The sequence below is a fragment of the Ideonella sp. genome, from assembly GCF_041914305.1.
Lineage (GTDB): Bacteria > Pseudomonadota > Gammaproteobacteria > Burkholderiales > Burkholderiaceae_C > Ideonella.
Map to the genome: position 1 here is coordinate 57,086 of NZ_JAYSDQ010000015.1, position 25,413 is coordinate 82,498.

General features: G+C 68.2%; 22 protein-coding genes. 13 read left to right on the plus strand and 9 right to left on the minus strand.

All coding sequences use genetic code 11. From position 1 onward, the window contains the following. Nucleotides 1-20: 20 nt before the first annotated feature. Nucleotides 21-875 carry an amino acid ABC transporter substrate-binding protein gene (locus ACE3SG_RS19335; protein ID WP_374567949.1) on the minus strand — a complete coding sequence of 285 codons (855 nt, stop codon included), beginning with the start codon at nucleotides 873-875 and terminating at the stop codon, nucleotides 21-23. Between the two features lie 173 nt (nucleotides 876-1,048). On the opposite strand from ACE3SG_RS19335, the gene ACE3SG_RS19340 reads away from it, so the two are divergent. Beyond that, on the plus strand, nucleotides 1,049-1,654 hold the full coding sequence (locus ACE3SG_RS19340) for a 2-hydroxychromene-2-carboxylate isomerase (protein WP_374567758.1): 606 nt from the start codon (nucleotides 1,049-1,051) through the stop codon (nucleotides 1,652-1,654). Nucleotides 1,655-1,705: 51 nt separating this feature from the next. After that, nucleotides 1,706-3,013: a diguanylate cyclase gene (locus ACE3SG_RS19345; RefSeq protein WP_374567759.1), complete on the plus strand. Its 1,308-nt coding sequence runs from the start codon at nucleotides 1,706-1,708 to the stop codon at nucleotides 3,011-3,013. A gap of 10 nt (nucleotides 3,014-3,023) precedes the next feature. Here ACE3SG_RS19345 and ACE3SG_RS19350 read toward each other — a convergent pair whose 3' ends face one another. Beyond that, nucleotides 3,024-6,599 carry an indolepyruvate ferredoxin oxidoreductase family protein gene (locus ACE3SG_RS19350; protein WP_374567760.1) on the minus strand — a complete coding sequence of 1,192 codons (3,576 nt, stop codon included), beginning with the start codon at nucleotides 6,597-6,599 and terminating at the stop codon, nucleotides 3,024-3,026. Between the two features lie 126 nt (nucleotides 6,600-6,725). Here ACE3SG_RS19350 and ACE3SG_RS19355 point away from each other — a divergent pair, with 126 nt between their 5' ends. Both ACE3SG_RS19355 and ACE3SG_RS19360 read left to right on the plus strand, forming a co-directional pair. Then, nucleotides 6,726-7,196: an Lrp/AsnC family transcriptional regulator gene (locus ACE3SG_RS19355; protein ID WP_374567761.1), complete on the plus strand. Its 471-nt coding sequence runs from the start codon at nucleotides 6,726-6,728 to the stop codon at nucleotides 7,194-7,196. A 132-nt stretch (nucleotides 7,197-7,328) separates the two neighbouring features. Beyond that, nucleotides 7,329-7,913 (plus strand): DinB family protein, encoded by a 585-nt coding sequence (locus tag ACE3SG_RS19360; protein WP_374567763.1) that lies wholly within the window; start codon nucleotides 7,329-7,331, stop codon nucleotides 7,911-7,913. Between the two features lie 33 nt (nucleotides 7,914-7,946). Here the strand turns inward: ACE3SG_RS19360 and ACE3SG_RS19365 are convergent, their stop codons facing one another. Next, entirely contained in the window at nucleotides 7,947-8,189 is a 243-nt protein-coding gene (locus ACE3SG_RS19365) for a DUF2789 domain-containing protein (RefSeq protein WP_374567764.1), read from the minus strand. 251 nt (nucleotides 8,190-8,440) lie between these two features. Here ACE3SG_RS19365 and ACE3SG_RS19370 point away from each other — a divergent pair, with 251 nt between their 5' ends. Then, entirely contained in the window at nucleotides 8,441-9,607 is a 1,167-nt protein-coding gene (locus ACE3SG_RS19370) for an acyltransferase family protein (RefSeq protein ID WP_374567765.1), read from the plus strand. A 20-nt stretch (nucleotides 9,608-9,627) separates the two neighbouring features. Here the strand turns inward: ACE3SG_RS19370 and ACE3SG_RS19375 are convergent, their stop codons facing one another. Then, on the minus strand, nucleotides 9,628-10,350 hold the full coding sequence (locus ACE3SG_RS19375) for a TetR/AcrR family transcriptional regulator (RefSeq protein WP_374567767.1): 723 nt from the start codon (nucleotides 10,348-10,350) through the stop codon (nucleotides 9,628-9,630). A gap of 142 nt (nucleotides 10,351-10,492) precedes the next feature. Between ACE3SG_RS19375 and ACE3SG_RS19380 the strand changes: the two genes are divergently transcribed. From ACE3SG_RS19380 to ACE3SG_RS19415, 8 genes are all read left to right on the plus strand, one after another. Further along, nucleotides 10,493-11,665 carry an isovaleryl-CoA dehydrogenase gene (locus ACE3SG_RS19380; protein WP_374567769.1) on the plus strand — a complete coding sequence of 391 codons (1,173 nt, stop codon included), beginning with the start codon at nucleotides 10,493-10,495 and terminating at the stop codon, nucleotides 11,663-11,665. After that, nucleotides 11,665-13,287: a carboxyl transferase domain-containing protein gene (locus ACE3SG_RS19385; protein ID WP_374567770.1), complete on the plus strand. Its 1,623-nt coding sequence runs from the start codon at nucleotides 11,665-11,667 to the stop codon at nucleotides 13,285-13,287. The genes ACE3SG_RS19380 and ACE3SG_RS19385 overlap by 1 nt, the downstream gene beginning before the upstream one ends. 5 nt (nucleotides 13,288-13,292) lie before the next feature. After that, nucleotides 13,293-13,676, plus strand: coding sequence for a hypothetical protein (locus tag ACE3SG_RS19390; protein ID WP_374567771.1), 384 nt, complete (start codon nucleotides 13,293-13,295; stop codon nucleotides 13,674-13,676). Nucleotides 13,677-13,979: 303 nt separating this feature from the next. Continuing rightward, nucleotides 13,980-14,765: an enoyl-CoA hydratase/isomerase family protein gene (locus ACE3SG_RS19395; protein WP_374567773.1), complete on the plus strand. Its 786-nt coding sequence runs from the start codon at nucleotides 13,980-13,982 to the stop codon at nucleotides 14,763-14,765. A 124-nt stretch (nucleotides 14,766-14,889) separates the two neighbouring features. Next, the gene (locus ACE3SG_RS19400; protein WP_374567774.1) at nucleotides 14,890-15,546 is read left to right on the plus strand and encodes a DUF4126 domain-containing protein; all 657 of its coding nucleotides are present in this window, start codon (nucleotides 14,890-14,892) and stop codon (nucleotides 15,544-15,546) included. Between the two features lie 10 nt (nucleotides 15,547-15,556). Then, entirely contained in the window at nucleotides 15,557-17,581 is a 2,025-nt protein-coding gene (locus ACE3SG_RS19405; protein ID WP_374567776.1) for a biotin carboxylase N-terminal domain-containing protein, read from the plus strand. Nucleotides 17,582-17,594: 13 nt separating this feature from the next. Then, nucleotides 17,595-18,500, plus strand: coding sequence for a hydroxymethylglutaryl-CoA lyase (locus tag ACE3SG_RS19410; RefSeq protein ID WP_374567778.1), 906 nt, complete (start codon nucleotides 17,595-17,597; stop codon nucleotides 18,498-18,500). 96 nt (nucleotides 18,501-18,596) lie between these two features. Further along, nucleotides 18,597-19,616, plus strand: coding sequence for a hypothetical protein (locus tag ACE3SG_RS19415; RefSeq protein ID WP_374567780.1), 1,020 nt, complete (start codon nucleotides 18,597-18,599; stop codon nucleotides 19,614-19,616). 108 nt (nucleotides 19,617-19,724) lie between these two features. Here ACE3SG_RS19415 and ACE3SG_RS19420 read toward each other — a convergent pair whose 3' ends face one another. From ACE3SG_RS19420 to zapD, 5 genes are all read right to left on the minus strand, one after another. Continuing rightward, the gene (locus tag ACE3SG_RS19420; RefSeq protein ID WP_374567782.1) at nucleotides 19,725-21,971 is read right to left on the minus strand and encodes a patatin-like phospholipase family protein; all 2,247 of its coding nucleotides are present in this window, start codon (nucleotides 21,969-21,971) and stop codon (nucleotides 19,725-19,727) included. Nucleotides 21,972-22,111: 140 nt separating this feature from the next. Continuing rightward, nucleotides 22,112-23,758 (minus strand): chaperonin GroEL, encoded by a 1,647-nt coding sequence (gene groL / locus ACE3SG_RS19425; protein WP_374567784.1) that lies wholly within the window; start codon nucleotides 23,756-23,758, stop codon nucleotides 22,112-22,114. 128 nt (nucleotides 23,759-23,886) lie between these two features. Beyond that, nucleotides 23,887-24,177, minus strand: a complete 291-nt coding sequence (groES, locus tag ACE3SG_RS19430) for a co-chaperone GroES (protein ID WP_128197167.1) — start codon at nucleotides 24,175-24,177, stop codon at nucleotides 23,887-23,889. Nucleotides 24,178-24,407: 230 nt separating this feature from the next. Beyond that, nucleotides 24,408-24,617 carry a DNA gyrase inhibitor YacG gene (locus ACE3SG_RS19435; protein ID WP_374567786.1) on the minus strand — a complete coding sequence of 70 codons (210 nt, stop codon included), beginning with the start codon at nucleotides 24,615-24,617 and terminating at the stop codon, nucleotides 24,408-24,410. Between the two features lie 10 nt (nucleotides 24,618-24,627). Beyond that, complete coding sequence (gene zapD, locus ACE3SG_RS19440; protein ID WP_374567788.1) at nucleotides 24,628-25,383, minus strand: cell division protein ZapD; 756 nt, start codon at nucleotides 25,381-25,383, stop codon at nucleotides 24,628-24,630. Between the last annotated feature and the right edge of the window lie 30 nt (nucleotides 25,384-25,413).

Consider the following 25,413-nt stretch of genomic DNA (forward strand, 5'->3'; position numbering starts at 1 on the left):
GAGCGGGCGTGGGGGCTCCACTAGAACGGGACGACGTCCGTGGGGTACTTCCAGAAGTCCCGCAGCAGGTAGTTCATCGGCAGGTTCAGCGATGTGTTCTTCGGCGGGATCGGCTTCTCGAACCACTTCTCGTACAGCGCGTGCGCCTCGCGGCTGCGGATCATGCGCTTCATCTCTTCGTCGACGATGCGCTTGAAGGTCGGGTCGTCCTTGGGCAGCATGATGGCCAGCGGCTCGATCGTCAGCGGTTTGCCGACGACCTTGAGCTTGCTCGGGTCGGGGCGGCTGGCGATCAGGCCGTACAGCAGCACGTCGTCCATCACGAAGCCATCTGCCTCGCCCTTTTCGACCATCTCGACCGCCTTTGCGTGGTCCGGCGCTTCGAGCACATTGATGCGCAGCAGCCGCTCGCGGTTGGCCTGTTCGACCGCCTTCATCGGCGTCGTGCCCTTGGTCGAGACCAGCTTCTTGCCTTCGAACTGGTGCAGCTCTTCGATCATGCTGTCGGCACGCACCATGAAGCGTGAGCCGGTGATGTAGTGCGGCACCGTGAACGCCACCTTCTGCCGCCGCTCGGCGTTGTTGGTGGTCGAGCCGCATTCGAGGTCGGCCTCGTGCGACTCGATCATCGCGATGCGGTTCGCCGGGGTGGCCATCTTGAAGGTGACGGGCATCGTCTTCAACCCCAGCTCCTTCTTCACCGCCTCGGCCAGTTTCAGGCACACGTCGACCGCGTAGCCCACGGGCTTCTTGTCGGCGTCGAGGTACGAGAACGGGGTGGACGACTCGCGGTGCGCGATCACCAGCGCGCCGCCTTGGCGCAGTTTGTCCAGCACGGGGGCTGCGGCCTGGGCCGGCGCGACCACCGCATACATCAGGGTGGCCAGGCCTGCCCAAAGGGCCAGGCGGGGTGTTGCTGTCATTGTGGGTATCCCTCGGCAAAAAGCCCGTCGATTTTCCCAGTTACCACCCTGAAGGCCGCCCACGGATTTCACGCTCGGGCCGTGCCTGTTCACGAATGCCGCAGTTTGGGCGTATCTTCGCGCTGATGAAAGCGCCGATCGATTTCTTTTTCGACTTCTCATCGCCGTACTCGTACATCGCCAACGAGTGGATCGACGCGCTGGCCGCCCGCCACGGCCGCACCGTGCGGCGCCACGCGATCCTGCTGGGGGTGACCTTCAGCGCCGCCGAGCTGAAGAGCCCGGTGTCCTACCCGATCAAGCGCGACTACTCGTTTCGAGACTTTCAGCGCTCGGCTGGTTTCGAGCGGGTGCCTTACGTGCAGCCCCAGACCTTCCCGATCCCGACCCAGAACGCCGCACGGGTGTTCTGGTGGCTCAAGGACCGCGAAGGCGAAGACGCCGCGGCGGCGTGGGCCCGGGCCGGCTTTCGCGCCTACTTCACCCGCGGGGTGTTGCTCAACGACCCGGTGGCGCTGAAGACGCTGGCCGCCGAAGCGGGGCTGGACGCGGACGCTGCCGAGCACGCCTGGAGCGACCCGGCCTGGAAGGACCGGCTCAAGCGCGCCAACGACGAGGCGATCGCCGCGGGGGTCTTCGGGGCGCCGTTCTTCGTCATCGATGGCGAGCCCTTCTGGGGCAACGACCGCAAGCCGCAGATCGAGCAGTGGCTGGTGTCGGGCCCCTTCTGACACCAGACCGGCCGCCCATGCGCGCACCGCCGATCCACCCGGGCTGACGCGATGTCGATCCAGGTGTGGCGCCGGTTGCTGATGGCCTTGCTGGCCGTTACCGTGATCACGCTGGCCTGGAACCGCTGGGGCATGGAGCACCGGCTGGTCATCGATGCCCACAGCCGCTGGGCCGTGCAGGCCACCGACGACCGCGAGCTCGACGGCGGCAACAGCGTGGCCCAGCTGCACCGCGACGGCCAGCGCCTGCGGCTGGACTGCCAGCTCGGCCAGGGCTACCAGTACCCTTTCTGCGAGCTGCAGTTCACCCTCGGCGCCCCGCCGCAAGGGCTGGACCTGTCCGACTTCGACACGCTGGAGCTGACGATGAGCGCCCGCTCGGCTACCGCCGAGGTGCCGGTGCGTGTCTTCATCCGCAACTTCAACCCGCGCTACAGCCGCGAGGGCGACGAGGGCTCGCTGAAGGTGCACGAGATCGCGTTCACGCCGTCGCACTACCCGGGTGGGCTGGCCTTTCCGCTGGCGCGCATCGCGGTGGCCTCGTGGTGGGTCGACGAGCACCCGCTGCCGCTGGAGCTGTCGGGCCAGGAGCTGACCCACGCGACCAGCCTCGCGGTGGCCACCGCCGGCAAGGTGGAGCCCGGCCTGCAGACGATCAGCGTCGAGCGCATCGCGCTGCGTGGCAAATGGGTCAGCGCCGGCACCTTGGGGCTGGGCCTGGTCGGCATGTGGGGCGGCACGATGCTGGTCTGCCTGGTGCTCGACGGCCTGACCGCGCGGCGCCGGCTGCAGCACAGCACCGCGCTGCAGGCCTCGCTGCGCAAGCTCAACGCGACGCTGCAGTCACAGGCCGAGAGCCTGGCGCAGCAGGCGCGGCACGATTCGCTGTCGGGGGCGTTGAACCGCCACGGCCTGACCGAGGCGCTGCTGGGCCAGACCCGGCAGCGCCACACCCGGCTCTTTCCGGCAGCGCTGATCTTCTTCGACATCGACCACTTCAAGCGGGTCAACGACACGCTGGGCCATGCGGTCGGCGACCAGGTCATCCGCGGGCTGGCCGAGCTGGTGCGCCAGCATGTGCAGCGCAACGACCTGCTCACGCGCTGGGGTGGCGAAGAGTTCGTGCTGCTGTGCCAGGACACCCCGGTGGCCGAGGCGGTGGGCGTGGCCGAGCGGTTGCGCCAGGCCATGGCGGCCGCCACCTGGCCGCACGGCTTGAAGATCAGCTGCAGCTTCGGCGTGGCCGAATGGCGGCGCGGCCAAGAGCTCGACGCCGCGATCGCGCGCGCCGATGCGGCGATGTACCAAGCCAAGCAGGCCGGGCGCGACCGGGTGGTCTGCGCCGAGCCCTCGGCCTGAACCCGCAGGCTCAGTTCGTCGTCAGCTCGCTGATCGCGATCACCTTGCGCGTCGTCGCGGCGGTGCTGGCAGCGGGCGCTTCGCCGGCGGCAAAACGCTTGAGCAGCTCGGGCTGCTGCGCTTTCGCAGTCGCCACGTTGGCCAGCTTCACATGGCCGTAGCCGCGGATGCGCTCGGGCAGCTTGGCCAACGCGACGGCGCTCGCGTGGTTGCGCGCATCCAGCGCCGGCAGCAGCGTGTCGCGCAGCAGGGCCTCGTACTCGTTGGCCAACGCGCGCTCCATCTTGCGCTCTTCGGTGTGGCCGAACGGGTCGAACCAGCGGCCGCGAATGCGGCGCACCTTCGCCAGCGCGCGAAAGGCGCTCATCATCCACGGGCCGAAGGTCATCTTGCGTGCGCGGCCATCGGGGCCGGGGCGCGACAGCAGCGGCGGCGCCATGTGAAAGCGCAGCGAGCCGGCATCTTCGAACTGCTCGGCCAGCGCCGCCTGGAAGCTGCCGTCGGTGTACAGGCGTGCCACCTCGTACTCGTCCTTGACTGCCAGCAGGCGCGAGAACTGGCGCGCCACCGCCTCGGTCAGCGGCGTGCCAACGATGCCGGCCTGGGCGGCCACGGCCGACTCGCGCGCATGCACCGCGTCGACCAGCGCGCGGTAGCGCGCGGCCAGCGCGGCGTCCTGGTAGTCGGTCAGGAACTTCACCCGTCGCTCCACCAGCCCGGCGGGGCCGAACAGCAGCCCGGCACCGGCATCGACCACCGGCTGCGCACCGGCCAGGCGCTGCAGCGCGGCCGGGTCCGCAGCGGCCAGGCGGCCGATCGCGAAGGCGACCTTGTTGCCGTCGATCGCGACACCGTTCAGCTCGATCGCGCGCAGCAGCGCCGCCTCGCTGACCGGCACCAGCCCGCGCTGGAAGGCCGCGCCGAGCATCACGATGTTGCTCGGCATCGTGTCGCCCATCAGCTGTTGTGCCAGGTCTTGCGCATCGAGCGTGCTGACCTGCTCGTCGCCGGCCGCGTGGCGCAGCTTGGCCAGCAGCGCACGCGCCTGCAGGCTCGCGTCCGGGTTGCGCACAAAGGCCGCGGTGGCGATCTCGTGGGTGTTGGCCAGCACCACGGTGCGGCCGTGCTTGACGGTGCCCAGCGCATCACCCGAGGCGCCCACCACCAGGTCGCAGGCCAGCAGCACGTCGGCCTGCTGGGTGTCGATGCGGACCTGGTTCAGCAGGTCGGCCGTGGGCGCCACGCGCACGAAGCTCAGCACCGCGCCGCCCTTTTGCGCGAAGCCCATGAAGTCGAGCACCGAGCTCTGCTTGCCTTCGAGGTGGGCGGCCATCGTGATCAACGCGCCGACCGTGACCACGCCGGTGCCGCCGACGCCGGTGACCAGCATGTCGAACGGGCCGGTCCAGTCCCAGGGCTTCGGTGCGCCGATGCGCGTGATCTCGGCCGCGAGATCGGCCGGCGTGAACTTCGCACCGGCCTTCTTCTTCAGCACCGCGCCTTCGATCGTCACGAAGCTGGGGCAGAAGCCGTTGACGCAGGAGAAGTCCTTGTTGCACGAGCTTTGCTCGATCTGGCGCTTGCGGCCCCAGTCGGTCTCGACCGGGATCACGCTCAGGCAGTTCGAGGCCTGGCCGCAATCGCCGCAGCCTTCGCACACCGCCTGGTTGATGAACACGCGGCGCGGCGGGTCCGGGAACTCTTTCTTCTTGCGGCGGCGGCGCTTCTCGGCGGCGCAGGTCTGGTCGTAGATCAGCAGCGTCACGCCTTCGATCTCGCGCAGCTCGCGCTGCACCGCGTCCAGCTCGGTGCGCGGGTGGAAGGTGGTGCCGCTCGGGAACTGGCCGTGGTGGCCGTCGTACTTCTCGATCTCGTCCGAGACGATGACGACGCGCTTGGCGCCCTCGGCCTCGACCTGACGCGCGATCTCGGGCACGCTGGTCGTGCCGTCGACCGGCTGGCCGCCGGTCATCGCCACCGCGTCGTTGTAGAGCAGCTTGTAGGTGATGTTGGTCTTGGCCGCGATCGCCTGGCGGATCGCCAGCAGGCCCGAGTGAAAGTAGGTGCCGTCGCCCAGGTTCTGGAAGACGTGCTTTTCTTTCGTGAAGCGCGAGTGAGCGGCCCAGTCGACACCCTCGGCGCCCATCTGGATCAGGCCCGAGGTGCCACGCTCCATCCAGCTGGCCATGAAGTGGCAGCCGATGCCGGCCAGCGCGCGCGAGCCTTCGGGCACCTTGGTGCTGGTGTTGTGCGGGCAGCCCGAGCAGAAGTAGGGCTGGCGGCGCACTGCGTCGGCCTCGTTGCTGAGCAGCGCGGGCATCAGGAAGTCGACCACGCGGTCACGCCGGTCCAGCGCCGGGTTCAGCCGCGCCAGCCAGTCGGCCACCGTGGGCATGATGCGCGAGGGCCGCAACTCGCCCAGCGGCGACAGCAACGGGGCGCCTTCGGGCGTGGTCTTGCCGGCGATGCGCGGGCGTTGGCCATCGGGCAGGCCGTACAGCAGCTCCTTGATCTGGCGCTCGACGATCGGCCCCTTCTCCTCGATCACCAGGATCTCTTCGAGGCCGCGCGCAAAGTCGAGCATGCGGGTCGGCTCGAGCGGGAACACCAGGCCGACCTTGTAGACGCGCACGCCGGCCGCGGCCAGCGCGTTCGGGTCCAGGTCGAGGCGGCGCAGCACCTCCATGAAGTCGTAGTGCGCCTTGCCGACGGTCACGATGCCCAGCGTCGCGGCCGGGCTGGCGACGATGTGCTTGTCGACCGAGTTGACCTTGGCGAAGGCGCGCACCGCGTCGAGCTTGGCGGCCAGGCGTTCTTCAAGGCCGAGCGACGGCAGGTCGACCGAGCGCACGTGCAGCGAGCCGACCGACGCAGGCGGCTGGTGCTCGACCGGCAGCACGAAGTCCAGCGGCATTGCGTCCAGGTCCACCGTCATGCCCGACTCGACCACTTCGGAGATCGCCTTGAAGCCGACCCACGCACCCGAGAAGCGCGACAAGGCCCAGCCGTACAGGCCGAACTCGAGGTACTCGGCCACGTTGGCCGGGTGCAGCACCGGCATGTTCCAGGCCTGCATCGCGACATCGCTCTGGTGCGGCATCGACGAGCTGACGCAGCCGTGGTCGTCGCCCGCCACCACCAGCACGCCACCGAGCGCGCTGGAGCCGTAGACGTTTCCATGCTTCAGCGCGTCGCCCGAGCGGTCGACGCCGGGGCCCTTGCCGTACCACATCGCGAACACGCCTTCGACGGTGCGTTGCGGGTCGAGCGCCACGCGCTGGGTGCCCAGGCAGGCGGTGGCGGCCAGGTCTTCGTTGATCGCCGGCAGAAAGTTCACCTTCGCCTCGGCGAGGAACTTCTTGGCCTTCCACATTTGCTGGTCGACCATGCCCAGCGGGCTGCCGCGGTAACCCGAGACGAAGCCGGCGGTGTTCAGCCCCGCGGCTTCGTCGAGCCGCTTTTGCATCAGCGGCAGGCGCACGATGGCCTGGGTGCCGGTCAGGAACACCGCGCCCCGGGCGGCGGCCAGGTTGTCGGTCAGCGCGTAGTCCCGCAACGGGGCGCGCAAGGCAAGGGCATCGGTCATACGGCACCTGGCGGCAGGCAAAGAATTGCGCTGATTCTCGTCCCGGGCGGCGAAAGTGTTGTTCTCGATGTTCGCCAGTTTGGCCATATTTGGGTTGGTTCATTCCAGAATGGGCACAATTCAGAAATGATTGAACTCGATCGAACCACCCGGCGGCTGATCGACACCTTGCAGCGCAAGGGGCGGCAAAGCGCCCAGCAACTGGCCGAGGCGGTCGGCATGTCGGCCACGCCGGTCTGGCGCCGGCTGAAAGAGCTGGAGCAAAGTGGCGTGATCCGCCGCGAGGTGGTGCTGATGGACCGCGAGAAGCTCGGCCTGGCGATCTGCGCCTGGGCCTATGTCTCGCTGGTGCGCCACACCGATGGCGCGGTCGAAGATTTCGAGCGCCTGGTCGCGTCGAGCCCCGAGATCATGGAATGCGCCAGCATCACCGGCGAGGCCGACTACGTGGTCAAGGTCGTCGTGCCGGACATGAAGGCCTACGACCGCTTCCTGCAAGAGCGGTTGTTCAAGCTGAAGGGCGTGGCCAGCATCCGCACCAACGTCGTGCTGCGTGAGGTCAAGTACGAGACGGCGTTGCCGTTGCCGCCGGCCTGAGCGGCCGACGAGTCAGCGCGCCGCCGCAGCGGGCCGGGGGCCCGGGAATTTCGACGTCAAGGGCAGTGGCAGGACGTTGGCGGTGGTCAGGCGCAGAATTCGGCGCCCCCCCATCCGCCCGGAGCGCCCACGATGCCCAGCGACCCATGGCTTCAGCACCTGCGCACCAGCGCGCGCGCCAACCGGCTGGCGAATCACCGCCTCGCTCTGGCGATGGCACCGTTGAGCGATGAAGAGTTCAACGCCCCGCGCGTCAGCTTCTTCCCCAGCCTGGCGGCCACGCTGAACCACATCCTGGCGGTCGACATCTACTACATCGCCGGCATGCGCGGCGAGGCCGACATGGCCGCGCAGTACGACGCGTTCGTGCCGTGCCGCAGCGTGGCCGAGTGGGCGCGGCGCCAGGCCACCAGTGACGACCGGCTCATCGCGCTGTGCGACGGGTTGGACCCGGCCGCGGCCGCCCGCACCGTGCCGCTTGACCGCCGCGATCACGTCGATCGCAACTCGATGGGCAGCACACTGGCCCACGTGTTCATGCACCAGACGCACCACCGCGGCCAGGTGCATGCGATGCTGGCGGGCACCTCGGTCGAGCCACCGCAGCTCGACGAGTTCTTGCTGCCGGCCGACGCCGTCTACCGCGTGGCCGACATGGCCGCCTTGGGCTGGACCGAGGCCCAGCTGATGGGCGACGCGGCGCAGAGCCCTGGCTGAGGGCCGCGTCGGCTCAGGCGGGGGCGCGCGGCCTCACTGCGGCGGCTTGCGCAGCATCGTGTCCAGCGTATCGACCATCGGCACCCAGTCCGAGTCGCTCTTCCACGCACTGCGCAGGAAGGTGGACTGGGACGGGTTCCAGAACGGCGCGTCGCACAGCAAGACCTCGCCGGCCAGCGGCGAATGCTGGGCCACGAAGCGTTCGATCGATTCGCTGTCGTCGGCCAACCCGAGTTGGGCGAACAACTGCTCCAGCGTGTGCGCGGTTGTGTCCATGAAGCCTCCGGTTGATGGGGGTGTGTGGGGTGTGGGGGTGTGCTGCGCCGTGAATAGAGCGCGTGTTGCGGCTTGTTGCGTCGAGTCACGACTCGGCCATCCACAAGGCTGAGGGAGAATGTTAAGTTCCGCCCCGCATTTTCGACCTTGTTGGTTGTCCAAGGCCCTGTTGTGAGACTCGTGATTGACGGTGCTGCCGGCTGGCGCGCCGCCCCTGAATCAGGCCGGACGATGTGGAAGAGGTGCTGCGCATGACAGAGCCTCAGCAAGCCACGCTCCCGGCCCCCACCCCTGCCTGGCACCCGCGTTGGCGCGCTACGCCGGCGGGGGCGCAGCCGCGTGCCGGTGCCGCGGGCCGCGAAGCCGCTGCGGCGGCCCTGCCGGTGACCTGGATCAACCTGTTCAAGGCGCTGGCGTCGCAGCTGATCCTGTGGCACCACATGGCGCTGTACGGTCCGATGTGCGACGTGGCCTATGTGTTGGCGCCGGCGCTGCTGGACACGCTGAACCAGCATGCGCGGCTGGTCGTGCAGGTGTTTCTCGTGACCGGAGGTTTCCTGGCCGCCGGCTCGTTGTGGCCCACGCCGGGGGCGCAGCCCAAGGTCGGCTGGCTGGACGTGCCCGCCCAGCTGTGGCGCCGTTACCAGCGCCTGGCCAAGCCCTACCTGCTGGCGATGCTGGCGGTCATCGTGGCGGCCTGGCTGGCGCGGGGGCTGATCGAGCACCCGACGATTCCCGCGGCGCCCGAGCCGGGCCAACTGGCCGCGCACATCGTGATGGCGCAGGACGTGCTGGGCATCGAGTCGCTGTCGGCCGGCTTCTGGTATGTGGCGATCGACTTCCAGCTCTATGCACTGCTGGTGCTGTTGGCGGCCGCACTGCGCGGCCTGCCGGGGCGAGCCTGGCAGCGGGCGGCCACGTCGGTGGGCGTGGTGGTCGGGCTGGTGCTGGTGTCGCTGCTGTCGTGGAACCTCGATTCGTCGCTCGATGCCTATGCGCCGTATTTCGTCGGCGCCTACGGGCTGGGTGTTCTGGCGCGCTGGGTGCGCGGGCTGCGTGCCGCGCGCGAGCCGGCGGTGTTGGGGCTGATGCTGATCGTCGGCCTGGCGCTGGTGGTCGAGTGGCGCACCCGCATCGCGCTGGCCGGCGCCACCGCGCTGCTGCTGTGCGTGTTGCCCGAGCCGGCGGCCGTTCGGCGCTGGCCGGCGCGTGCGGCCCAATCGGTGCTGGCCTTCTTCGCGCAGATCTCGTACCCGGTGTTCCTGTTCCACTACGCGGTGATCCTGGTCACCGGCGCGGTGGTCTACAACCAGTGGCCCGAATCGCCTGAGGCGAATGCGGTGGGCATGGTCGTCGCCTGGTTGGCCAGCCTGGTGGTCGGCACCCTGATGCACCGCGTGGTCGAGCGGCGCGGCTGAGCGGCCGCAGCCCTCAGTTTTCAGCCGTGGCTGCGCAGCGCCTGGGCCACGTCGGCACGCAGGGCGCGCAGCGCGGCCAGCTCGGCATCCGGCGCTTGCAGCGCGCTCCACAGCAGCCTTGACACGCCGCTGGCGGTCGCCTCGATGTCGATCGGCGGCTTGGCGCCGTCGGCGCCTTGCGCCACCGCCTCCCACAGGATGTGCTCCATCGGCCCCAGTACCAGCGGTCGCAGCAGGCGCAGCGGCAGGTCGGTGCGGAACTCGCCGCTGGCCTGGCCGCGGGCGAGCAGATCCATCAGCGGCGCGGTGTAACGGCGCTGCAGCGGTTGCAGCGTGCCGCTGAAGTCCTGGCCCTTGCTGCGCCCTTCGGACAACACCAACGCACACAGCCCGGTGCCGTGGATCAGGAACAGCCGCAAATGGGTGCGCACGAACCAGTCCAGTTGGGCCCGCGCCGGCTCTTCGCGCGGCAGGCCCGCCTCGATCGCCGCAATGATTTCGTCGTACCAGTCGGTGATGACCCGCTCGCACAGCGCCCGCTTGCCGCGGAAGTATGTGAACACCGTCGCTTCGGAGACGCCCAGGCGCTGCGCGATCTCGGTCGTCGTCGCGCGCTCGTAGCCCTTTTCGGCGAAAACCTCGCGGCCGACGCGCAAGATGTCGCGGATGCGCTGCTCGCTCTTGGCGCTCGCCGGCTCACGTCGGGCAGGGCGGGGGGCGGCAGGGGCGCGGCGGGTCGGCATTTTTTGAGTATCACTCAACAATTGCTTGCGACGCAAGCGCTGCACTGGTAGATTTCGCCCCTGTTGCGCTTGGTCGGGTGCTGAACTGGTAGCGCCTCCAGGCATTGTTGAGACAAGCTCAATTCATTTGCAGGAGACGTCGATGTTCGAATCCACTTTCTCGTTCCCGCTGGGTGAGGACATCGCCGCACTGCGCGAAGCCGTGCGCGACTTTGCGCAAAACGAGATCGCCCCGCGCGCGGCCGAGATCGACAAGGCCAACCTGTTCCCGGCCGACATGTGGCGCAAGCTGGGTGAGCTGGGCGTGATGGGCCTGACCGTGCCCGAGGAATACGGCGGCACGCAGCTGGGTTACCTGGCCCACATGGTGGCGATGGAAGAAATCAGCCGCGCCAGCGCGTCGGTGGGCCTGAGCTACGGCGCGCACAGCAACCTGTGCGTGAACCAGATCAACCGCAACGGCAGCGACGCGCAGAAGAAGAAATACCTGCCCAAGCTGATCAGCGGCGAGCATGTGGGCGCGCTGGCGATGAGCGAGCCCGGCGCCGGCTCGGACGTGGTCAGCATGAAGCTCAAGGCCGAGCGCAAGGGCGACCGCTATGTGCTCAACGGCAGCAAGATGTGGATCACCAACGGCGGCGATGCCGACACGCTGGTGGTCTACGCCAAGACCGACCCCGAGATGGGCGCGCGCGGCATGACCGCCTTCATCATCGAGAAGGGCTTCAAGGGCTTCACCAAGGGTGAGCACCTGGACAAGCTGGGCATGCGCGGCTCCAACACCTACCCGCTGTTCTTCGACGACTGCGAAGTGCCGGCCGAGAACGTGCTGGGCGTCGAAGGCCAGGGCACCAAGGTGCTGATGAGCGGGCTGGACTACGAGCGCGTGGTGCTGTCCGGCGGGCCGCTGGGCATCATGGCGGCGTGCATGGACGCGGTGGTGCCGTTCATCCACGAGCGCAAGCAGTTTGGCCAGGCGATCGGCGAGTTCCAGCTGATGCAGGGCAAGGTGGCCGACATGTACTCGACCTTCCAGGCCTGCCGCGCCTACGGCTACGCGGTGGCGCAGGCCTGCGACCGCGGCGACCACGCCCGCACGCTGCGCAAGGACGCGGCCGGCGTCATCCTCTACACCGCCGAGAAGGCCACCTGGATGGCCGGCGAGGCGATCCAGGCGCTGGGTGGCGTGGGCTACACCAACGAGTTCCCGGTCGGCCGGCTGTGGCGTGATGCGAAGCTGTATGAGATCGGTGCCGGCACGAGCGAAATCCGCCGCATGCTGATCGGCCGCGAGCTGTTCTCGGAGACCTGCTGATGGCCACGCTGGCATCCAAGCTCAATCCGCGCTCGGAAGAGGCCAAGGCCAACGCCGCCGCGATGCGCGCGCTGGTCGACGACCTGAACGCCAAGCTCGCGAAGATCGCCGAAGGCGGCGGCGAGGCGGCGCGCGCCAAGCACCTGGGCCGCGGCAAGCTGCTGCCGCGTGAGCGCGTCGAGATGCTGCTCGACCCCGACACGCCGTTCCTCGAGATCGCGCCGCTGGCCGCGCTGGGCATGTACCCCGAGAAAGACGGCTCCGACGCGGCCCCGGCCGCCGGCATGATCGCCGGCATCGGCCGCGTCGCGGGCGTCGAGTGCGTGATCGTCTGCAATGACGCGACGGTCAAGGGCGGCACCTACTACCCGCTCACGGTGAAGAAGCACCTGCGCGCGCAAGAGATCGCGCAGCAGAACCGCCTGCCTTGCGTCTACCTGGTCGACTCGGGCGGCGCCAACCTGCCGAACCAGGACGACGTGTTCCCCGACCGCGACCACTTCGGCCGTATCTTCTACAACCAGGCCAACCTGTCGGCCCAAGGCATCCCGCAGGTCGCGGTGGTGATGGGCTCGTGCACGGCCGGTGGCGCCTACGTGCCGGCGATGAGCGACGAGACCATCATCGTCAAGAACCAGGGCACCATCTTTCTGGGCGGCCCGCCGCTGGTGAAGGCTGCCACCGGTGAAGTGGTGAGCGCCGAAGACCTGGGCGGTGGCGATGTGCACACGCGCCTCTCGGGCGTGGCCGACCACCTGGCCGAGAACGACCTGCATGCGCTGGCGCTGGCCCGCCAGGTCGTCGGCAGCCTGAACTGGAAGAAAGACGTGCCGGTGGCGCTGCGCACCCCGCAGCCGCCGAAGTTCGCCGCCGAAGAGTTGTTGTCGGTGATACCCACCGACACGCGCAAGCCGTTCGACGTGCGCGAGATCATCGCCCGCGTCGTCGACAACTCGGAGTTCGACGAGTTCAAGGCCCGCTACGGCACCACGCTGGTTTGCGGCTTCGCGTGGATCGAGGGCATGCCGGTCGGCATCGTCGCGAACAACGGCATCCTCTTCGCCGAGAGCGCCAACAAGGGCGCGCACTTCATCGAGCTGTGCTGCCAGCGCAAGGTGCCGCTCGTCTTCTTGCAGAACATCACCGGCTTCATGGTCGGCCGCAAGTACGAGAACGAAGGCATCGCCCGCGCCGGCGCCAAGATGGTGACGGCCGTGGCCTGCGCCAACGTGCCCAAGTTCACCGTGATCATCGGCGGCTCGTTCGGTGCCGGCAACTACGGCATGTGCGGCCGCGCCTACAGCCCCCGCTTCTTGTGGATGTGGCCGAACGCGCGCATCTCGGTGATGGGCGGCGAGCAGGCCTCGTCGGTGCTCGCCACCGTGAAGCGCGACGGCATCGAGGCCAAGGGCGGCCAGTGGAGCGCCGAGGAAGAAGAAGCCTTCAAGGCGCCGATCCGCCAGCAGTATGAAGTGCAAGGCCACCCGTACTACGCCAGCGCCCGGCTGTGGGACGACGGTGTGATCGACCCGGTCGACACCCGCCGCGTGCTCGCGCTGGGCCTGTCGGCGTCGTTGAACGCGCCGATCCCCGATGCGAAGTTCGGCGTGTTCCGGATGTGATCGGCATGAGCTGCGTCGAGACGGTCCATGCCTTGTGGCAGCGCTTCGAAGCGCGCGATTGGGCCGGCGCACGCACGCTGCTGCGTGACGACGCGAAGCTGCATTGGCCGACCTCGGGCGAGCACTTCGACGATGCCGATGCGGCGATCAAGGTGCAGGCGATCTACCCCGAGGGGTGGGCCATCCGCGTGATCGAGGTCAACGCGCTGGCCGATGGCCGCGTGCACTCGGCCATCGAGGTCACGCACGGCGAGCACCGTTTCTTTGCCAACTCGCTGTTCCGCTTCGATGGTGCGCTGATTGCCGACATCACCGAATACTGGGCCACCTTCGAAGCGCCGCCGGCCTGGCGATCAGCGGAATCGATCGGGGCGTATCGGCGTGATTGAACATCTTCGCCATGGTTGGTGTGGGATCGGGCCGACGGCGTGCTCTGCTCCGCTCATGTCCCCCGCCGCTGGCCTGCGGCCATCGTCTCCTCCTTTACTTCGCTGCGCAGAACACCCCATCGTCCCGATCTGGCACCGTGTATTGCCTGGCGATGCGGGCCTGAAACGCGCCCTGCTGAGGGGATGGGGTGACGGGCGCAGCGAAGTAAAGGAGGAGCGTCAGGCAAGGCCTGGCGCGGGGGACATGAGCGGAGCCCGTCGCCCCGTCCCCTCGGCCCTCTCAAACCTCAACCAGCCATCGTCATGACCGCCACCCTCAACATCAAACGCCCAACGCCCCACGTCGCTGAGGTCTGGCTCAACCGCCCCGAAGTCCGCAACGCCTTCAACGACGGCGTGATCGCTGAGCTGACGGCAGCCTTCCGCGCATTTGCGGAAGACAAGGAGCTGCGTGCCGTGATCCTGGCCGGCGAGGGCAAGGCCTTTTGCGCCGGCGCCGACCTGAACTGGATGCGTGCGATGGCCGATTACTCATGGGAGCAGAACCGCGCCGATGCCGAAGGCCTGGCCGAGATGTTGTGGGCGATCTACAGCTGCCCGGTGCCGGTGGTCGGCCGCATCCACGGCGATTGTTATGCCGGTGGTGTCGGCCTTGCGGCGGTGTGCGACATCCTGGTCGCGGCCGAGGGCGTCAACTTCTGCCTGAGTGAAGCCAAGCTCGGCCTGTTGCCGGCGACGATCGGCCCTTACGTCGTGCGGGCGTTGGGTGAGCGTGCCTCGCAGCGCTACTTTCTCACCGCCGAGCGTTTCGACGCCGCGACCGCCAAGTCGCTGGGCTTTGTGCACGAGTGCGTCGCGCCGGACCTGCTCGACCAGCAGGTGCAAACCATCGTCGCCGCGCTGGTGGTCAATGGCCCGGCCGCGGTGAAGGCCTGCAAGCGCCTGGTGCAAGACCTGGCCGGCCAGCCCATCACGCCGGCGCTGCGGGCCGACACCGCCAAACGCATTGCCGACATCCGCGCCAGCGCCGAGGGCAAGGAGGGCGTGCAGTCGTTCTTGCAAAAGCGCCCTGCGGCGTGGTTGTCATGAGGCCCCCACGCTCCTTCCAGTCGCTGCCCCCCGAGGGGGCTCGCGCAGCGGACCGGCAAAGCCGGATCCGCGCACGCCACCGGAAGTGCGGCGGCACCTGCGGTGCGCCTGTGGGCGGAACCCGATGATGGATTGGAGCCTGCCGCCCTCGATCACCCAGACCGTCGCCGGCCTGGATGCGATGCATTTGCTCGCGCTCGCGGCGGCGCTGGGCTGGGCAAGTGGGTTGCGCATGTACGCAGTGGTCTTTCTGACCGGCCTGGCGGGCGCCGTGGGTTGGATCACGCTGCCGGCGGGCCTGCAGGTGCTGCAGCATCCGGCCGTGCTGGCGGTGGCGGGGGTGATGGTGTTGGTCGAGTTCTTCGCCGACAAAGTGCCGTGGGTTGATTCGTTGTGGGACGCCGTGCACACCTTCATCCGCATCCCCGCTGGCGCCGCGTTGGCGGCGGGGGCGTTCGGTGCCGACGCTGGCGCATGGAGTCTCGTGGCTGCATTGATGGGCGGCGGCCTGGCCGCCACGGCGCATGCGGCCAAGGCGACCACGCGGGCGGCGGTCAACGCGTCGCCCGAGCCGTTCTCGAACATCGGGTTGTCGCTGCTCGGCGACGCGACGGTGCCGGTGATGCTGTGGCTGGCGTGGTCGCACCCGGTGCTGTTCTTTGTGGCGCTGGCCATTGCCCTGGTGGTGATGGCCGGGCTGATCGTGCTGCTGTTCAAGTTCGTTCGTGGCCTGGTGGGCCGCTTGCGCCAACATTTCGGTGCCGCCCCGGTGCGCGCCTGAGGGAGACATGATGTTCAAGAAGATCCTGATTGCGAACCGCGGCGAGATCGCCTGCCGCGTGGCCGAGACCGCGCGCCGCCTGGGCGTGCGCACGGTGGCCGTGTACTCGGACGCTGATGCGAATGCGCAGCACGTGCGCGCCTGTGACGAGGCGGTTCACATCGGCGGCAACGCAGCGAAAGACAGCTACCTGCAGTGGCAGCGCATCCTCGATGCCGCCAAGGCCACGGGTGCGCAGGCCGTTCACCCCGGCTATGGCTTTCTGAGCGAGAACGAGGCCTTTGCCAACGCCTGCGCCGCTGCCGGCGTGGTGTTCATCGGCCCGCCGGCGTCGGCGATCGCGGCGATGGGCAGCAAGTCGGCCGCCAAGGCGCTGATGGAAAAGGCCGGTGTGCCGCTGGTGCCGGGTTACCACGGCGACAACAACGAGCCGCAGTTCCTGGCGGCCCAAGCCGAGCGCATCGGCTACCCGGTGCTGATCAAGGCCAGCGCCGGCGGCGGTGGCCGCGGCATGCGCCGGGTCGACAAGGCCGAAGACTTCGTCTCGTCGCTGGCCTCGTGCCAGCGCGAGGCCAAGGCCAGCTTCGGTGACGACCACGTGCTGGTCGAGCGTTATGTCACCAAGCCGCGCCACATCGAGATCCAGGTTTTCGGCGACACGCAGGGCGACTGCGTCTACCTGTTCGAGCGCGACTGCTCGGTGCAACGCCGCCACCAGAAGGTGCTGGAAGAAGCCCCCGCGCCCGGCATGAGCGAGGCGCGCCGCGCCGAGATGGGGGCGGCCGCGGTGGCGGCGGCCAAGGCGGTGGGTTACGTCGGTGCCGGCACGGTCGAGTTCATCGCCGAAGAGGTGGGCGACGGCGACCTGCGCTTCTACTTCATGGAGATGAACACCCGGCTGCAGGTCGAGCACCCGGTGACCGAGGCGATCACCGGTTTCGACCTGGTCGAGTGGCAGCTGCGCGTGGCCGCCGGCCAGCCGATGCCAGCCAAGCAGCACGAGCTGAAGATCCACGGCCACGCGATCGAGGCGCGCATCTGCGCCGAGAACCCGGATGCGAACTTCCTGCCCGCGACCGGCACGCTGTCGGTGCTGCGCTGGCCCGAGCATGTGAGCTTTCGCCGCAACGCCGATGCGCAGCAGTGGCACGACCCCGCCGCCGTGCGTGTCGATGCCGGTGTGCGCGAAGGCGACGCCATCAGCCCGTACTACGACTCGATGATCGCCAAGCTGATCGTCTGGGGCGAGAACCGCGCGCAGGCGCTGGCCCGGCTCGATGCGGCGCTGCGCGACACGCACATCGTCGGCCTGAACACCAACGTGGCGTTCCTGCGCCGCGTCGCCGCCAGCCCGTCGTTCGCCACCGCCGACCTCGACACCGCGCTGATCGAGCGCGAGCGCGCCGTGTTGTTCGACGCACCGGGCCTGTCGCTGCCGCTGGCTGCCGCCGGCGTGATCGCGCAGGTGCTGGCGGCCGAGGCCGCGCTGGCGTCGGCCGACCCCTGGTCGCACCGCAATGGCTGGCGCATCCACGGCGGGGCGCGCCGCCGCATCGACCTGCAGGTCGGCAACGAGCAGCATGTGGCCACGCTGGAGCGGCTGCACGACGGTGCCCTGCGCCTGGTGCTGGGCAACGAGAGCTGGCCGCTGGCCACCCGCGCGCTTGGTGGTGATCGTTACGACGTGACGCTGGGTGGCGAGCGCCACACGCTGGCCGTCTACCTGCAGGGCGAACGCGTGGCGGTGTTCGGCGCCGGTGGCACCCGCGAGCTGCAAGAGATCGACCCGATCGCCCATGCGGGCGAGGGCGCTGGCGGCGCCGGCCGGTTGACCGCGCCGATGCCGGGCAAGGTCATCGCCTTCCATGTGAAACCGGGCGATGTGGTCACGGCCGGCCAGGCGCTGGCGGTGATGGAGGCGATGAAGATGGAGCACACCATCAGCGCGCCGCGCGCCGGCACGGTGGCCGAACTGATGTACGCCGTCGGGGACCAGGTCGCCGAAGGCGGCGAACTGCTGCGCCTGTCGGAATGATCGGAGTGATGTGATGAGCCTGCCGTCCAGAGTCAAGATCGTCGAAGTCGGCCCGCGCGACGGGCTGCAGAACGAGAAGCAGCCGGTCGCGGCCGAGCACAAGATCGCGCTCGTGCATGCGCTGCAGGCCGCGGGCCTGCGCGAGATCGAAGTCACCAGCTTCGTCAGCCCGAAGTGGGTGCCGCAGATGGCCGACAACGCCCAGGTGATGGCCGGCATCGCCCGCCAGCCGGGTGTGCGCTACTCGGTGCTGACGCCGAACATGCAGGGCTTCGATGCCGCGGTGCTGACGAAGCCCGACGAGATCGTGGTCTTCGGCGCCGCCAGCGAGGCCTTCAGCCAGAAGAACATCAACTGCTCGATCGCCGAGTCGATCGAGCGCTTTGCGCCAGTGGCCGAGGCCGCGCGCGCGGCCGGCATCAAGGTGCGCGGCGCGATCTCGTGCGCGGTCGGTTGCCCCTACGAGGGCGAGATCGCTCCCGAGCGGGTCGAGCTGGTCGCGCGGTTGATGAAACAGATCGGCGTGCAGCATGTGGGCGTGGCCGACACGATTGGCGTCGGCACGCCGAACAAGGTGCAGCGCGCGCTCGAAGCGGCGCTGAAGCACTACCCGATCGACGAGGTCAGCGGCCATTACCACGACACCTACGGCCAGGCGCTGAGCAACGTCTACGCCAGCCTGCAAGTCGGCATCGCGAGCTTCGACACCAGTGTGTCGGGCCTGGGCGGCTGCCCCTATGCCAAGGGCGCCACCGGCAACGTGGCGACCGAAGACGTGGTCTACCTGCTGCACGGGCTGGGCATCGAGACCGGCATCGACCTGGACAAGCTGATCGACGCCGGCGTGGCGATTCGCAACGCGCTGGGCCAGCCCACTGGCTCGCGCGTGGCCAAGGCGCTGCTGACCAAGCGCGGCTGAGCCGCGGGCCGGCCGAGGCCACGGCCTTCGCGGGGGCATGCACGCGGGCAAGACTTTTGGGGATACTGCGCGGCCTTCGCCCCAGACGAGCCGACCATGCGCCAGACCACACGCCTTGCCTTGTCATTGATCACCGCGGCCGCGCTGGCCGTGGCGGCGGGCTGTGCCTCGCCGCCGCCGGCCGCGAAGGTGCCCGAAGGGGGCTTCAGCTTCGCGCTCTGGGGCGACATGCCGTACAAGCGCAACGGCGACGACCCCGGGCTGAACGCCATCATCAACAGCCTCAACGCGGCCGACATCGCGTTCTCGATCCACGACGGTGACGTGAAGGACGGCAGCTCACGCTGCGACGACGTCGTCTACGGCGAGGCGCTGGCGTTGTTCAATCGGCTGAAGGCGCCGGCCGTCTACACCCCCGGCGACAACGAGTGGACCGACTGCCACCGCCTGAACAACGGCGGCTACGACAACCTGGAGCGGCTGGCCCACTTGCGCCGTGTGATGTTCGGCCGCCCCGAGAGCCTGGGCCAACGGACGATGCCGCTCGAGCACCAGGCGGCGCCGTATGTCGAGAACCTGCGCTTCGAGCGGCAGGGCATCGTCTTTGCGACCTTCAACATGCCGGGCAGCAACAACAACCGGGTGCTGGACGACGAAGAGTGCACGTTCAAGAGCGCGCGCAAGGCGGCGGACTGCGCGACCGACAACGCCGAATACGAAGCGCGTGATGCCGCCAACATCGCCTGGCTGCGCGAGAGCTTTGCGCAAGCCAAGAAGCAGGGGGCGCGTGGCGTCGTCACCGTGTTCCAGGCCGACCCCGGCTTCGACCTGCCCGAGACCGACGACGACGAAAGCCAGGCGCCGCGCTACAACGGCTACCGCCGCTTCATGGACGCGCTGATCGCCGAGACCGAGAGTTTCAAAGGGCGCGTGCTGCTGGTGCATGGCGACACCCACTTCTACAAGGTCGACATGCCGGTCTACCGCCAGCGCAAGCAGCTGACCAACCTGACCCGCATCGAAACCTTCGGCAGCCCGTCGCTGCACTGGGTCAAGGTGACCGTCGACCCGGCCGACCCGCAGCTGTTCGACATCGAGCCGGTGATCGTTTACTGAGTGGTGCCCGCTGTGGGCGCTCTCCGCGTGGCCAGCGCACGGCCGCTCCGAAGCGGCCGCGCACCCTCTCGGAGGGTGGCTGCGGTACCCCGCAGCCGGGTGCTCTGTCTATGGCCGGCCGATCATCAACGCCAGGCCCGCTTCACCCTGCGGCGCCCAGGTCAAACCGAGGTACATCGGGCCGATGCCGGTGTCGGCACCGAGGTAGAGGCTGGCGCCGCCGCGCAGGTCACCCAGCGACACCTGGCGCCGGCTGGCCCAGGCGTTGCCGGCTTCGAGCGACGCGCCGACGAAGAAGCCGCGGGCGAACACCGGTGGCTCGGCCAGCCGCATGTACCAGTTCAGGCGGCCGAACAACACCGCATTGCCGGCGAGCTGGTTGGGTTGGTAACCCGACAGGCGCTGGAAGCCGCCGAGTGAATACTGGCCGACGATCGCGTCGGCGCGCGCATCGGACATCTCCATCAGCCCGAACACATTCAGCGTCTGCGCGCCCCAGCTGTAGGCGCCGCTGACCTGGCCTTCCAGGCGCGACAGGCTTTGGCTGCCTTCATGGTGCCGGCGACCGAACTGGGCCTCGCCTTCCAACCGGTAGCCGAACTGCGGGAAGTTGGCGTAGTCGAGCTGATCGACCACGACATGGGCGCGCACGGCGGTCTCGTTCCAGGTCTCGGCGCTGGTCGGGCCGGCGTAGTCGGCGGCCAGCAGCGTAGGCTCGGTGCGGCCGATCTGGTGCGTCAGCCCCAGCCGCAGCTCACCCAGGCTGCCCCACGGCTGGCCCAGGTCGACGCCGACGCGGCTGGTGCTGCGACGCAGCTGGCCGATCTCGCTACCCGCATCGGGCCGGTACAGGGACAGCACGCGCCGCTCGGCCAGGCCCCAACCGGCGACGAACCAGTCGTTCCACAGGCCGATGGTCCAGTTCAGCGGGTGGTAGATCTCGCTGTAGAGCTGCGGCACCTCGCCGATCTGCAGGCGGTTGCGCCATTCGGTGCCAGAGGGTGTCAGCCAATGCCGGTTGTGGCTGATCTTGATGTTGAAGGCGCTGTGGCCACCGAAGTCGGTCGACAGGTCCAGCCCCACGCGCAGGTAGTTCGGGCCCCAGGGCTTGTCTTCGAGGTCGAAGACGACGCCGGTGGCGCCATTGGTGGTGTCGACCAGGCGGTAGTCGGCCCGCACATAGTCGCCGCTGGCCGCCAGGTGGCGGGCGTCGCGCGCGGCCTTGTCGGGGTCGAACGGCTGGCCGGGCTGCGATTGCAACTGGCCCTCGAAGCGTGAGGGGTTGGTGACGCTGGTGCCTTCGAACGCGACGAAGGCCAGCTGTGGCGACGGCACCGTGCCGGTGTGGCGCGCGGTGCGCCAGGCCGCGTAGTCGCCCGCGGGCAATGCCAGCTCGGCCAGCTGCGGCTGCAGCGCATCGGCCCCTTCGGTGCCGATGCGGATGAAGTCGGCGGCGCGGTTGAAATCGCCCGAGGTCAGCGCGCCCAGGTCGGGCGCAATCAGCAGGTCCCGGGCCAGCAGCGTGGCCAGGCTGCGCTTGACGTTCTGCTCGGTCAGGATGTTGATCATCTGTGCCGTCAGCCCGAGCGCCGAGCTGAGGGTCTCGCGGCCGGCCAGCGGCGTGCCGATGTTGACGGCGATCACGATGTCGGCCCCCATCGCGCGGGCCACGTCGATTGGCACGTTGTTGACCAGGCCACCATCGCCCAGCACATGGCCATCGACCTCGATCGGCGGGAACACGCCGGGCACGCTCATGCTGGAGCGCAGCGCGGTCGCCAGATCGCCTTCGCCCAGGATGACGGCCTCGCCCGTCTCCATGTTGGTGGCCACCGCGCGGAAAGGGATCGGCAGTTTGTCGAAGTGCGCGGTGGACCGCACCGCCAGCGTCAGCCGCCGCAGCAGGGTCTCGAGCCCGCGGCTGGAGACGGCGCCCTGCGGCGCACGGAACGAGCCCTCATCGTCGATGCCGAGCTCGATCGCGCTGGCGATCTCGAAATCTTCCTCCTTGCGCCGCTGGCTCAGCTGCTGCCGGCTGACGCGGGTGGCGAAGAGCTTGTTCCAGTCGATGCGCCTGAGCTCACGCTCGATGTCGTCGGCCTTCATGCCGCTCGCGTACAGCCCACCGACGATCGCACCCATCGAGGTGCCGGCAATCACGTCCACCGGCACGTGCTCGCGTTCGAGCACCTTCAGCACGCCCACGTGGGCCAGGCCGCGCGCGCCGCCGCCCGACAACACCAGGCCGATGCGCGGGCGGCCGAGCGGCGGCGCGGCCTCTGCCGCCGCCTGCGCGCACGACAGGCCGGCCGACAGCAGGCCTGCACAGAGAAGAAGCAAGACGCGCCATTGCATGGGCGCGGATTGTCGCCCGGGGTCTGGGGCGGTACCTGCCAATGAAAAAGGCCACCTCACGGTGGCCTTGTCGTCGATTCGAGCAGGGCGCTCGGGCGAACGGTGTCGCCGGTGTGCGGCCCGCAGGCCGCACGTCCGACTTACATGTCCATGCCCATGCCGCCCATGCCGCCCATGCCGCCAGGCATGCCGCCGGCCGGGGCATCTTCCTTCGGCGCTTCGGCGACCATCGCTTCGGTGGTCAGCATCAGCGACGCGACAGAAGCGGCGTTCTGCAGCGCGGTGCGGGTCACCTTGGTCGGGTCCAGGATGCCCATCTCGATCATGTCGCCATACGTGTCGTTGGCGGCATTGAAGCCGTAGTTGCCCTTGCCGGCCAGCACGGCGTTCACGACGACGGAGGCTTCGCCACCGGCGTTGTAGACGATCTCGCGCAGCGGGGCTTCGATGGCCTTGAGCACCAGCTTGATGCCGGCGTCTTGATCGGCGTTGTCGCCCTTGATCGTGCCAGCAGCTTGGCGGGCGCGCAGCAGCGCGACGCCACCACCGGCCACGATGCCTTCTTCAACGGCGGCACGGGTGGCGTGCAGCGCGTCTTCGACACGGGCCTTCTTTTCCTTCATCTCGACTTCGGTGGCAGCACCGACCTTGATGACGGCCACGCCGCCGGCCAGCTTGGCCACGCGCTCTTGCAGCTTCTCGCGGTCGTAGTCGCTGGTGGCTTCTTCGATCTGGATGCGGATCTGCTTGACGCGGGCTTCGATGTCGGCAGCGGCACCGGCGCCGTCGATCAGCGTGGTGTTTTCCTTGCCCACTTCGACGCGCTTGGCCTGGCCCAGGTCAGCCAGCGTGACCTTCTCGAGCGACAGGCCCACTTCTTCGGCGATGACCTTGCCACCGGTCAGGATGGCGATGTCTTCCAGCATGGCCTTGCGGCGGTCGCCGAAGCCCGGGGCCTTGACGGCGACGACCTTCAGGATGCCGCGGATGGTGTTGACCACCAGGGTCGCCAGCGCTTCGCCTTCGACTTCTTCGGCGATGATCAGCAGCGGACGGCCCGACTTGGCCACTTGCTCCAGCGTGGGCAGCAGGTCGCGGATGTTGCTGATCTTCTTGTCGTAGAGCAGCACGAAGGGGTTGTCCAACAGGGCAACTTGCTTTTCGGGCTGGTTGATGAAGTACGGCGACAGGTAGCCGCGGTCGAACTGCATGCCTTCGACCACGTCCAGCTCGTTGTTCAGGCTCTTGCCGTCTTCGACGGTGATGACGCCTTCCTTGCCGACCTTGTCCATCGCGTCGGCAATGATCTTGCCGATCGACTCGTCGGAGTTCGCCGAGATCGTGCCGACCTGGGCGATTTCCTTGCTGGTGGTGGTGGGCTTGGAGGCCTTCTTCAGCTCTTCCGTCAGCGACAGCACGGCCTTGTCGATGCCGCGCTTCAGGTCCATCGGGTTCATGCCGGCGGCCACGTACTTCATGCCTTCGCGCACGATGGCCTGGGCCAGCACGGTGGCGGTGGTGGTGCCGTCACCGGCGTTGTCGCTGGTCTTGGAAGCGACTTCCTTGACCATCTGCGCGCCCATGTTCTGGAGCTTGTCCTTCAGCTCGATTTCCTTGGCCACCGAGACACCGTCCTTGGTGACGGTGGGGGCGCCGAACGAGCGCTCGAGCACGACGTTGCGGCCCTTGGGGCCCAGCGTGACCTTGACCGCGTTGGCCAGGATGTTCACGCCTTCGACCATGCGGTGACGGGCGTCTGCGCCAAAGATGACGTCTTTTGCTGCCATGTTTGATTACTCCGAATTCAGTAGATGTGTGTTCGTGGACTTCTGTCGGCGGCCGGACCTGGCGACCCTTGACTTGACTTGGCTTGGCCAAGTCAGGCCTGCGACGAAAACAAATCGCTCAGGGCGATTTACTTCTCCACCACTGCAAAGAGGTCGTCTTCCTTCATGACCAGCAGCTCCTCGCCATCGACCTTGACGGTCTGGCCCGAGTACTTGCCGAACAGGACGCGGTCGCCGACCTTGATGTTCAGGGCCACGAAGTCGCCCTTGTCGTTGCGCTTGCCCGGGCCGACGGCCAGCACCTCACCCTGGTCGGGCTTCTCGGCGGCGTTGTCGGGGATGACGATGCCCGAGGCAGTCTTGGTTTCGTTTTCCAGGCGCTTGACGATCACGCGATCGTGCAACGGACGAAGCTTCATTGCATCTCCTTGGTGCGTTTGCAGTAAGACGGGGTGCCGAGTTCCAACGAAGTTGGCGCTCATTCACAAAAGGCGCTCACGAAACTGAGCGCCTAGCAAGGCTGCTCTGATCGCTGGCTGCTAGCACTCCAGCGATTCGAGTGCTAACAATGATTATAGGGATCGGGCTTCAGCTTTCAAGAGGCTGAGGGCACCTGGCTTTGCCAACCGGCGCCGCGCGCCTGCGCGCCCTATTCCTTGTCGTCCGGCGGCGGATTGGCGCCGACGCGATAGGCCTCGTTGGCCCAGGCGCCGAAGTCGTGCCCTTGGCAACGGGCGCTGCAAAAAGGCCGGTAGGGGTTGGCGGGCGAGAACAGCGCGGGCGCCCGGCAGTTGGGGCAGGGCACCATGCGCTTCTTGGCTGGCGACGACGCTGCGGGAGGCGGGGAGGGGTCTGACATGGTGTGGCGCTCAAGCGCACAGCGCGAGGTCGAAGGTGGCATCGCCGTGGTAGGCCTTGAGCCGGCCCTCGGCGTCGGCGCGCATCAAGCGCACCGAGACCATCAGCCGGTGGCCGCTGATCTCGGGCACCAGGCCCAGAGATTCGTCGATGCGCACGCGCAGCAGCTGATACGCCCGCCCAGGCGGCAGGCTTTGCTGATACTGGCCGGCTTGCGCGACCACGCGGTGCGGCACCCCGGCATCACGCAGCAGGTTCAGCAGCAACAGCAGCGCCTCGGCCAGTGGCACCAGGGTGTCCACCCAGTGGGTCAGGTCGTTTCGGCGTTGCTCCGGCGACAACTGCTGCCACGCGTAGTAGGCGGGCAGGTCGAACGAGCAGGTGCCGCCGGGGATGCTGATGCGGCTGCGGATGCTCATCAGCCAGTCGTTGGACACGAGCGTGTGGCCGGCCTTGCCGCTCAGGTGATTCAGGCCGGCGTGGGCATGGTCGATGCGGGCGACGATTTCGTCCAGCGCCGCTTCGGAGACGCTGGGGTTGCCGCGGTAGCTCTGCAACTGGGCCTTGTGGCGCTCCAGTTCTTTCAGCAGGTCGGACTTGAGGTCGGCGCGAGACGAGACATCCATGATCTCGAACAGCGTGACCAACGCGAAATGGTGATCGACCGCGGCATCGCGCGGCAGCAGGGCATGCAAGCGCGCGAACAGATGCTCCAGTCGCAGCATCGTGCGAATGCCTTCGTTGAAGGGATATTCGTAGAGAACCAAACCGTGTCGTCCTTGCTCGGCAGCCGTGCC